This window comes from Microcoleus asticus IPMA8 (assembly GCF_013179805.1).
Lineage (GTDB): Bacteria > Cyanobacteriota > Cyanobacteriia > Cyanobacteriales > Microcoleaceae > Microcoleus > Microcoleus asticus.
This window is the reverse complement of sequence record NZ_SRRZ01000100.1, coordinates 17133-28156: the sequence shown is the minus strand read 5'-3', so window position 1 is coordinate 28156 and position 11024 is coordinate 17133. Positions and strand designations below refer to the sequence as shown.

Sequence of the window (11024 nt, the reverse complement as noted above, 5' to 3'; positions counted from 1 at the left end):
ATTTTAGTTGATTATTAATAATTTATAAGTCTACAATTATACATTGCTCTGCCAACTTTAGCAATCTTTTCCTATCATTCAACACTTCTGGTTTTCATCGGTTTAGTTTGTAGCACTTATAGGGGCGCACACTCACCGATTGAATTAGATCTTCTCTATCTATTTTATTTGATATTTTCCAGTGTGTTTAAGTTAGTTATTTTGTACCTCCAGAAACCTGAGAAAGGCTATAGCTCAAGATGCTCCAGAAGTTGAGAATTGACTGGGAATGCCGAGGGAATTAAAAACTAAACTCAAAACAACTGAATACTTGACTCTTGTAGTCGATGGAAATTTTTGCAGTACGACGGCTTCTCTCGTCTCTTGTACGCTCCGGAGCCCGCGACTTGCCGCCCTTGCGTTCGCGGTGCGATCTTATTCTAATTCCATCCCGAACCACTTTTGAGTCAAGGTTCAATTACTAGCAACCGTCGGTAGTGTTTTTATGTAAAGGATAGAGGATAATAGCTCTATGCCAATCTTTTGAGGAGTCTCATGATGAAACCCTATCTGATTTGTCCCACTTGTGGTTCTGACGATGTGATGAAAAATGGTATGACTCGTCGCGGAAAACTTTCACCATAAATGTCGTGACTGTGGTCGCCAGGAAAGTCGAAAATCCTAAATGGCAACCCAAAAACACCGACACCGGGCGCAAAAATTGAGTTGCTTCTCCTTGAACGGATTTCTCTGGGTGGCATTGATCGAGTCATGGGTGTTTCCTCTCTTCTGGCTTCAAAATTATGTAAACCACTTGTACACTGCCGTAGAACCCAAGGCTACAGTTATCCCAAAAGAAGTCGGAAAACACACCGTCCAAATGGATGAACTATGGTCTTTTGTAGACAACAAAGGGAATAAACAATGGGTTTGGTTAGCGATGGATGCCAAGACTCGGGAAGTGACCGGATGTCATATTGGAGACCGTTCCTTAAAGTCGGCTCTTGCATTATGGGATTCCCTACCGAGTGTCTATCGCCTGCAGTGCCAAGATTTATACCGATCATTGGGAGGCATATGCTGCGGTTTTACCGACATTCACGGCATCAGCCTGTGGGGAAAGAAAGCGGATTGACGAGTTACATTGAACGATTAAATAATACTCTCAGGCAGCGAATTTCGCGATTAGTCAGGAAGACATTATCGTTTTCTAAGAAGTTGGAGAATCATGGCTGGTGCTATTTGGAATTTTATTCATGACTACAATCACCGAATCCGATTAGCAATGCTGAAGACTCAACCGCCTCAATTTTCTCCATCCTTTACATAAAAGCACTACCCAACCGTCCAAACACAAGTATGCTACATATAGCGTACCGGAGATTTTCCGTTAATTTTTGTAAAACTTTAGAGAAAATTCCTGAATCTGTCCTGTAACAGGTGTAATTTAGGGCTGTAACCAGCCGGAAAAACTATCGGGTAATAATATTAATCAATACCTTGCATTACCTTGACTGCGCCCCCCAGAGGTAGAGCGAGAGTTTGCGCTCAAATCTTCAGGATGCCTCTTGTCAACGCATTGACTTACAAAGGAAAAACTTAAATGTCAAGAGAGCTTAAAATCTTTAAGGATGGTCGCGTGTACGAAATGGAAAACGACCAGCCAATAAAAGTTATAGAAACAGAAGGAATTGTGCGAACGCTCATGGAAGCTTTGCAGTTCACTCCGGCTGAAACTTTTACAATCGCACCGACTGACGCAGTTCCTCCTGATGTACCTGAACCGCGAGCACATATCACGAAAACCAACCAAGAGGGACTGAAGCTTGTTCAATCGTTTGAGGGGTTGTATCTAGAGGCATATAAAGACCCAGTTGGCGTGTGGACTATCGGGTGGGGAGCTACGGAAGGTGTGCGGGAAGGAATGAAGATTACCGTCGCCCAAGCCGAGAAGATGCTGCAAGATGAGCTGGAAAAATTTGAAGCTGCGGTGGCTGATGCTGTCAAAGTACAGCTCAATGACGATCAGTTCTCAGCCTTGGTAAGTTTTAGTTACAACTTGGGCGCACGTTCTCTGTTTGAGTCAACACTTTTGCAGCTTTTAAATCAAGAAAAGTTTCAGGAAGTGGCTGACCAATTTCCGAGATGGGACAAGGCAGGCGGTCAATCATTACTGGGTTTGTCTCGCAGGAGGAGAGCTGAAAGAGCGTTGTTCTTAAGTCAGCCTTGGGAAGAGTTTTTGCATTGGGAGCCAGAAAGAGTGCTGCGCCTCGCCGAACCCAGTCAACCCCTAATACAAGGAGAAGAGGTTCGCCAACTTCAGCAAGCTTTAATCAAATCCGGATTCAATATTGAAGTTGATGGAATCTTTGGAGAAGACACTGATAAGGCAGTGAGGCAGTTTCAAAAGCAGAAAAATCTCACTGTAGATGGCATTGCTGGTGCCCAAACGCAGCAATCTTTAGGCTTGTAAACTGTTTACTTTATAAAACATTAAGAAACAAAAATGAGCGACTCAATCAATGATACATCCGATCAATTGGAGGACTTGGTCGTTGAACCTTGTCTAGAAATTCATGAATTTGAGGAGAATGCACCAAGAGCAAGAGCAAGTTTTAATGGTTTGCTCCAAGATGCTCCCGAAGGGAATACTTCCGTCGTCAACGGGTTATCTCAGCAATTAATCTACCAAATCAATCTCATTGTCCCAGATGCTTTAGTCAGTTTTGACGATCTAGATGTCGAATTGGGAGATGCAGCATATCCTTTTGTGCCGCCCGCAGCCAAACAGGCACTGCAAAAAGCTATTGAAAGGTATGGTAGGAAGCTTGTTGTTAATTCAGCCTATCGAACTCTTGCTCAGCAAATGCTGTTGTTTAAGTGGCTCAATGGCAAAAGCCCTGTAGCTGAACCCGGTCAAAGTAATCACCAGAGTGGCTTGGCGCTTGATATCGAAGATCGTGAAGGTTGGTTACCCTTTCTAAATGGTAGTGGTTGGCAGCCTCTAGCCGGAGACCCGCCACACATTGATTATCAAGGTGCAGGCGCTAAAGACTTGCGCGAGGCAACGATAAAAGCTTTCCAACAGCTCTGGAACAAAAATCATCCGACTGAAGAAATTGAGGCTGAGGGTCTGTGGGGGCCTATAACTGAATCCTGCCTAAATCGATCGCCCGCAATGGGTTTTGAGAAAGCACCATGGGACGACAAGCCTAGAAATTTACGTCTCAGCCGCCCTCTCATGGAGGGTTCAGATGTGCGGAAACTTCAGCAGAAGTTGAAGGATGCAGGTTTGGCCATCTCAGTAGCCGATGGTGTGTTTGGAGGAGAAACTGACAAGGCCGTTAAAGAATTCCAAAAGCAAAAAGGTTTAGTTACTGATGGAATTGTCGGAGCAAAAACCCTTGAATTAATCGCTTGAACTGCTGCACCAGATAGCTTACCAAAACTAGAACCAAAAAGTTTGTCGTTGGATTAGCACTTGTTCGCAAAAAGTGCTAATTTGCGCTCTAGAACATTGCTAATTCAGCTCTTTTCTCGTTGTTAATGATTGTTACGAAAATATAGGGGTTATATGACTAACGAAATTGCTCAAACACCAAACTTGTACGCGCTATTAATCGGGATTGACTCGTATATGCCAAATGTATTACCCGGTGGTAGTGCCTACAAAAGTCTTGGCGGGTGTGTACGAGATATTAATCACGTAGAAGCTTTCTTAATTGATGAGCGAAAAGTTCCAAAAGAACAGATTTTGAAGCTGACAGCTTCAATTAGTGACCCAAATGAACCTACCAAACCGCTAGAATCACCCGAAAAATTACCCACTCGTCAAAATATGATCGATTCCTTCAGAAAGCTGAAAGGAATGGCTCCAGAAGGTTCGCAGGTATATATCCACTACTCTGGACATGGTGGACGAGCAAAGACAGTTTTTAAAGATAAAAATGGTGAGTATATTAAGGGTGAGGATGGAATTGATGAGGGATTAGTCCCTACGGATATTGGGACTTCAGAAGGACAGTATCTCCGCGATCTCGATTTAGCACAACTGTTGAAGGAATTGGTAGATAAAAAATTAACAGTTACAGTTGTGTTGGATTGTTGTCACTCTGGGGGCGCAACGCGAGGGGATGTAGAAATTCGGGGTGGTGAAACAGTTGATGATAAACCTCTGCAACCAGGTCAAGAATTGGTGGCACCTTTAGAAACTTTAGAAGCAACTTGGCGATCGCTTACTGAACAAACCACTCGTGGACTAAAAGCCTCTGGACTACGTGCAGCTAGAGATTATGTGTTGCTAGCAGCTTGTCGTCAGAATGAGTATGCTTACGAGTATGCTTTTAACCGGGAAACAAAAGAACGAAATGGGGCGCTTACCTATTGGTTATTGGATACTTTAAGGCAGCAGAACCCTGGACAAACTTATAAAGATTTGTTTGAGCGCATCAATGCTAAGATTCACAGTCAGTTCCCGCAACAAACTCCCATCTCAATGGGTGAGGTGAATCGAATTATTTTTGGTGATGACTTTGCTGAAACTGTTTATGCAGTTCCAGTTTTGAAGGTGGAGAAAGATGCAGAAACAGGCGAAATACAGGCTAAGTTAGGCGTAGGACAGGTAAATGGTCTCGCTAAGGGAGCAGAATTTGCCATCTATCCTCGTAGCATAACCGATTTAAAAAACCAAGACAATCGGACTGCGATCGCGACCATTATTCAAAGGGGAGCCACTGAATCACTATGCCAGCTTAAACAAATTGAGGGCAAAGAGCTTAAGGTTGAAGATGGAGATCAAGCGGTTTTAGTTACTCCGTCAATTAACCTTGTCCGCAAAGTTTCCCTATTTAAGCAAGAAAAAGCAACAGAAGAGGATTTAGCTGAGTTCGCTAAAACCAATGAACTACCACCTAATAAACTTCTGTCAGAAATCTTTAAACAACAAGACAATGCTTTGGAAGCAATCAAAAAAGTTCTTCCTGAAAATGGCAAGGGTTGGGTGGAGTTAGCAGAAGAAAAACTAACTAAGGATGATTTTGAGGGAGTTGCCTATCAAGTTGCTGTCAATAATCAGGAAGAATATGAAATATGCGATCGCGGTGGACATCCATATAAAAATATTGCTCCTGTGAAAATAAGTAGCCCTGATGCTGCTGTAACAGTCGTGAAACGCTTAGTTCATCTAGCTAAATATCATGTTACAGCCGAGTTAGATAACAGAGATAAAGCTTCGCCTCTGGCAGATAAGCTAGTTCTTGAGTGGTTAGGAACATCAGATGTTTATGGGGAAGGAGATGAGATTCCGCCAAGATCCCAGTTAAAAAAGTTTCTCGATCCTGATAACTCAACTGTAAAAGTAGGTGAATATATATTCCTGTCAATTCACAATACTTCTTTGCAAGACCTCAATGTTACTGTGCTAGATATTGCTTCAGACTGGTCAATTGAGCAAATTCACCCAGGTAAAGGTCAAAATTTTGTCACAATTGAAGCAGGCCAACAAGAAATTGTGCCTATTCCAGCAACTTCGGTAGGTGAAGATAACGTAAAAGTTTTTGCTACAGTTGACCAAGCAAACTTCCGTTGGTTAGAACTGCCATCGCTTGATAAAGAGCTTGGGTTTATAGGACTTAAAGCCGCAAGTAATCCTTTGGAGTTTTTACTTGAAGCTATTGATAAGGAGCAACCGCCAACTAGAAAGTTATCTGTAGCTGCATCTCCCAGCCGTGAGTGGACAACAAAACAGATCAGCTTGACTGTCATCAAATAATCAAACGGTATCTCAACCCTGTTAGTTTATTCCAACAAGAATAACGGGCTAATCCTAGCTCCTCTTATTCTTGTTGGATGCCTTTATATCAAAAGTTGGAAAGAAGAAAAGTTGACGTAGGAAGAAATGAAAATGCCATTAGAGAAGGATACAGATGAATCTGAAGAATCTCAAAATCGGGGTTTAGGAGTAGCGGTTCCCACTTCCTACGCAACTTATGTCGATCGCTGGGCGATCATAGTTGGCATCTCTAAGTACAAGCATGAGATCCTGAATCTTAAGTATGCCGATCGCGATGCAGAAGAACTGGCAAAGCTGCTGCAAACTCCTTCGGGCGGCGGTTTTGAAGCCGAGCATATTGTCAAGTTAATTAACGAGGATGCGACTACTGCAAACATCACACGAGCGTTACGCAGTTTCTTGAAAAAGCCTGCGCGTGAAGATATCGTCTTGATCTATTTTGCCTCTCATGGCGCACCAGATATCGATCGCCCCAATATTGTTTACTTACTAACCCACGATACCGATCCTAGAGATATTTCGGGAACGGCACTCCCAATGCGAGAGGTTGACTTATCTCTAAAGGAGAATTTGCTGGCAGAGCGGGTGATTATCATTGCAGATACCTGCCACAGTGCGGCGATCGGTGGGGGGATTGGTCGCAGAAGTGCAGAGAACAACTCAGGAGTAGTAAACCGCTACCTACAAGAGGTAGGAACATCAAGGGGCGGTGTAGCTTTACTTACTTCAGCAGAAGCGAATGAAGTTTCTTTCGAGGATAAGAAATGGGGTGGAGGGCATGGGGTGTTTACCCATTACCTGTTGGAAGGAATGCGTGGAGCTGCTGATAATAAGCCACGAAATGGAATCGTAACAGTGGGTGAACTGTTTGAATATGTACGTGAGAATGTCCAGAAAGCTACGGGTAATCACCAGCATCCTTGCATTGGCAGTAATTCTTTTGATCGCAATTTACCTATTGCTATCACAGCCGGAATTTCTGCTCATGAGCATTATGAAATCGGCTGTCAACTCTACCATTTGGGACTGAAGCTCGACGATGGGAGTTGCTTTAAGTCTGCCAGTAACCATCTACAAGAAGCACTTCGATTATCTCGCATTACTGGAAGCAGATTTCCAGAAATTTATCTGCAACTGGGCTTAACCTGGATGGCATCTGGGGATTTAGTAAAGGCAATTGAGGAGTTTGAGAAAGCAACAAAGGCTAATGTCGCTGATGCAGCTTACTATCTTGGCATCGCTTACACAAAGCAAAGTGAACCAGATAAAGCAATATCTTCTCTTGAGTTATTTTTAGCTCGGCAACCTGACGATCATAAAGCTGCTTGGGTTAGTAAGTTAGTTTCATGGTTGCAGCCAGGGATTGGTAAACGCCATGCTCTATTGATTGGAATTAATTATTCTAACCTAGACATTAAATTAAAAAATGGCGGTACTCTAAGACCTTTAAGGGGTTGCGTGAACGATATTCAAATTTTAAGTGAGGTATTGTCGAAGCAATATAATTTCAATATTACAATGCTTAGCGATGTTGAAGCAACTTATGAAAACATCCTAAAAGCATTTCACGAGCTTCAAAACCAAGTTCAATTTAATGACAATGTAGTAATTCATTTCAGTGGGCATGAACTGTCAGGGAATTTAGCTGCTTTTGATGTTCATATCGATGAAGAAGAAAATTTAATTAATTTCATTAGCCTCAGAAAGCTATACGAGTTAGTAATATCCATTCCTGCTGCACATAAAATAATATTCATTGATACTGTAATTAGTACGCCATTTGAAGAACTCGTTAAACTATTTGAACAAAGAAAAGACTCTACACTTTTTTTAGCAGCTTCTCCAGGGCAGGTCAGCTATGAAGCAAATATTGATGAGCGTAATTATGGCTTTTTCAGTTACACAGTCGCTCAAGAGCTACAGCAGGCTTCAGAAGAGACAAAGCAAGTAGATGTCTTTTTAAAGGTTAGAGAGATAGTCGAAGCAAAGTTTCGGCAACAACGACCTTTTTTTGTAGGTAATATTTTTAATAAAAAACTGTTTTCTACAAGGCTAGATTACTGTCCTGATATCTTTGACTTAAGTTGGTATAAAAATTATTCTGCATTAAATTATGATAATCTGAATACACGATATAAAGATGCGATCAAAAACCTAGATGTTCCATTTTATATACTTCATTACAACATCGGTTGCGCTTTTTTAGAAAAATGCGTTTTTCAACCTGCTCTCACTGCTTTAGAAATCTCTTTGAACCAAGTGAAGTCTAGTGATTCTGCCATACTATTTGAATTGGGTACTGCTCAGTTTAGACAGAGATTTTATGCAGATTCATATAAAACATTTCAGGATTATATAACAATTGCAGACTCAACAGCTAACTCCCCTCAATTTCAAGAACTAATCTCTCAAATAGAATCCCTCCAAAACCCTGATTATTCTAATCGTTATGCTTTATTAGTTAGGATAAATAATTATTTCAATACCGATATAAAGGCTGTGGAAGGATCACTTAATGATGTAAGTATCTTAAAAGATATTTTAATTAGTAAATATGGTTTCAAATCAGAAAATATAAAAACTCTCCTTAATCAAGATGCTACTTGTCAGGCTATTTTAAATGAGTTCAAAGAGTTAGCTGAAAAATCATATAAATCACCAGCTTTATTCTATTTTGCAGGGCATGGTTCTTGGAACTCTGAGAACTTAACAATCCTGGGCGTAGATAGCAGAAAACCTGATGTATTTGATATCGAATTAAAAGAGTTTTCAGAAATTGTTAGTAATCGCCCTACCAACCTAGTTACGATTGTTGATGCTAGTTGGTCAAAGTCAACTAGAGGAGGAAATTACAGTTCTCGATCTGTTCTTCCAGATGAACGCCCACTTCCAAATAAACGTAAGTTAACTGTTATTTTTGAACCTCAAGACCGTACAAATGAGTTCTTGTTGAATACTTCTCTAAAAATCGGCTGTCTCTCCATATATTCAAATTCTATCCGCCATGAAATCTATGAAGGGTCTTTGGAGGTTGAAGTAAATTATGGAGATGACTCTCAAAAATTAATTCATGGCGTATTAACATACAATCTTATCAAAAGCTTGTCTGAAGACAAAATAGCCACGCTCACCTACAATAAATTGATTAAATCTCTACCTTCTGAATCTCAGCCATTTGTAGTAGGAACTGATTTAGATACTCGCCTATTTGAAAATTGGCGTTGTAGTTTAGTTAATGAACTTTTCCGTAAAATTAAGCAGGAACCTATAGAACAAACAATCAGTTTTTTGAAAAGACTGATTGAACAACGCAACGGGTTTGATCCAGAAAGCCACCTCAATCTTGGGATTGCCTACTACACGCTTGGAGACTATGACAAAAGTATTACCTCTGTAGAAACTGCTTTAAACCAAGTTTCCGAACCAAATTCAGACCTAAAAAGAAAAACTCAATCCTTTCCTGAAGCTCGTTACTGGCTGGGAAGAGTACTCTGTGAAAGCAAACGCGATCCAGCTTATGCTGTCAGTCAACTCCGTCTTGCTACTCAACAAGATCCAAATAATGTAAAAGCACATTATTACCTGGGTCAGGCGCTTAGGGCAATGGTTGAAAAAGAAATCTTAACTGAAGCCGAACGAGCCTTTCAGACTTATCTTGAAGGAGGCTCTCCACTGGGACAAAAAGAAAAAGTACAAGAGTTTTTGCAATCGCGCAAATCAATTTCCACTCAATAACTAACAGAGGAAAGCAATATGACTAACAAAGCCCCCATGAAAGATATGATCGTCATTCTTCCCGGCATTCTGGGAAGCGTCTTACAAAAAGATGGAAAAGACCTTTGGGCAGTCTCAGGGCAGGCGATCTGGCAAGTAATAACTAGGTTAAGTAAAACAATCCACAATCTAAAGTTAGGTCAAGATGATCCGATCGCCGAAAGCTTAGGTGATGGCATTCGAGCAACTTCACTGATTCAAGACACCCATCTCATTCCGGGATTTTGGAAAATTGACGGTTACACTCAAACTTCACGCTTGATTAGCGACAATTTTAACGTTACTCCAGGCGATATCTATAACGATCCAGATGATAAAGCCGCCAACTTCTACCAGTTTCCCTACGACTGGCGGCGGGATAATCGGGCTAATGCACACATCTTGAAAAAACTGATCGACAAGCGGCTAAAACGTTGGCGTGAAGCCAGTGGAGCTTCCGACGCTAAAGTGATTTTGATGGCTCATAGTATGGGAGGTTTAATCTCTCGGTATTACCTAGAAGTTTTAGAAGGTTGGCGTGATTCTCGTGCCTTATTCACCTTTGGTACGCCCTATCGCGGTTCTCTCAAAGCCGTAAATTTTTTGGCAAATGGCTACAAGCAGCAATTCCTGGATCTCACAGAGGTAATGCGATCGCTCACTTCCATTTACCAACTGCTGCCCATTTACGAAGTAGTTAAAGTTGGCGAAACCTACAAGCGTATTGCTGAAGCTGACGGACTCCCCAACATCGACAAACATAAAGCGCAAGATGCCCTGGCGTTTCATCACGAAATTCAGGCTGCCGTAGAACAACATCTCAAACTTGAGGAGTACCGCGAGTCGTTTACTGTTGTGCCGATCGCTGGCGTGCAGCAACCAACCTTGCAATCTGCCATTCTAGAAAACGGTAAGCTGACGGCGAGTGAAGATTTGCCAGGGGTACTTCAGAATCGATTTGACTTAAGTGATGGTGACGGTACGGTTCCCCAAGTTTCGGCTATCCCGATGGAGCGCTCAAAGAACTTTGATAACTTCTTCATTGCTGAACAACATGGCGCATTGCAAAATCAAAAACAGGTGCTAGAAAACCTACTCAACTGTCTACAATTGAGCCAGTTTGATTTAGCAAATGTCAGAGCACCCCAAACAGCTATCAGTCTCAGTTTAGATGATTTGTATTTACCCGATGAACCCGTAAGCATTCGGGCAAGAGTAACGGGGGCGATCTCATTTGGAAAACTTCAAGCCGAAATCACATCGGTTTCCCATGAGCAACCTGCTGTCAATCTTGACTTTGTGGAACGAGAGCGTGACTGGCAATTGATAATCGATGACTTGCAACCGGGACTTTATCGAGTGAGAGTGCAAACAGAAAACTTAAGCGCTCAGGCTCCAACTCCAGTTCACGATTTGTTTGAGGTTGTTCGGTAGAGGTAGGCAAGCTGGCATGAAACAAATTTTGATCTTGGCATCTAATCCGAGAGGAACTGAGGTGATC

General features: G+C 41.8%; 5 protein-coding genes and 1 pseudogene. All 6 read left to right on the top strand.

All coding sequences use genetic code 11. From position 1 onward, the window contains the following. The first annotated feature begins 549 nt into the window (after positions 1–549). The 6 genes and pseudogenes from E5S67_RS23085 to E5S67_RS23060 all read left to right on the top strand — a co-directional run bounded on the left by E5S67_RS23085 (position 550) and on the right by E5S67_RS23060 (position 10957). Positions 550–1309 (top strand): annotated as a pseudogene (locus E5S67_RS23085) (IS1 family transposase). A gap of 273 nt (positions 1310–1582) precedes the next feature. Further along, entirely contained in the window at positions 1583–2452 is an 870-nt protein-coding gene (locus E5S67_RS23080; protein WP_172190704.1) for a glycoside hydrolase family protein, read from the top strand. A 33-nt stretch (positions 2453–2485) separates the two neighbouring features. Continuing rightward, positions 2486–3400, top strand: a complete 915-nt coding sequence (locus E5S67_RS23075; protein ID WP_172190703.1) for a peptidoglycan-binding protein — start codon at positions 2486–2488, stop codon at positions 3398–3400. A 153-nt stretch (positions 3401–3553) separates the two neighbouring features. After that, complete coding sequence (locus tag E5S67_RS23070; RefSeq protein ID WP_172190702.1) at positions 3554–5749, top strand: caspase family protein; 2196 nt, start codon at positions 3554–3556, stop codon at positions 5747–5749. A gap of 132 nt (positions 5750–5881) precedes the next feature. After that, a complete protein-coding gene (locus E5S67_RS23065) occupies positions 5882–9505 on the top strand; it encodes a caspase family protein (RefSeq protein WP_172190701.1) in 3624 nt (1207 codons plus the stop codon). 18 nt (positions 9506–9523) lie between these two features. Further along, complete coding sequence (locus E5S67_RS23060) at positions 9524–10957, top strand: lipase/acyltransferase domain-containing protein (RefSeq protein WP_172190700.1); 1434 nt, start codon at positions 9524–9526, stop codon at positions 10955–10957. The last annotated feature ends 67 nt before the right edge of the window (positions 10958–11024 follow it).

Bases quoted from the DNA above. Each gene is read 5' to 3' on its own strand.
- E5S67_RS23080 (WP_172190704.1), top strand. From the start codon at position 1,583: ATGTCAAGAGAGCTTAAAATCTTTAAGGATGGTCGCGTGTACGAAATG.
- E5S67_RS23075 (WP_172190703.1), top strand. From the start codon at position 2,486: ATGAGCGACTCAATCAATGATACATCCGATCAATTGGAGGACTTGGTC.
- E5S67_RS23070 (WP_172190702.1), top strand. From the start codon at position 3,554: ATGACTAACGAAATTGCTCAAACACCAAACTTGTACGCGCTATTAATC.
- E5S67_RS23065 (WP_172190701.1), top strand. From the start codon at position 5,882: ATGCCATTAGAGAAGGATACAGATGAATCTGAAGAATCTCAAAATCGG.
- E5S67_RS23060 (WP_172190700.1), top strand. From the start codon at position 9,524: ATGACTAACAAAGCCCCCATGAAAGATATGATCGTCATTCTTCCCGGC.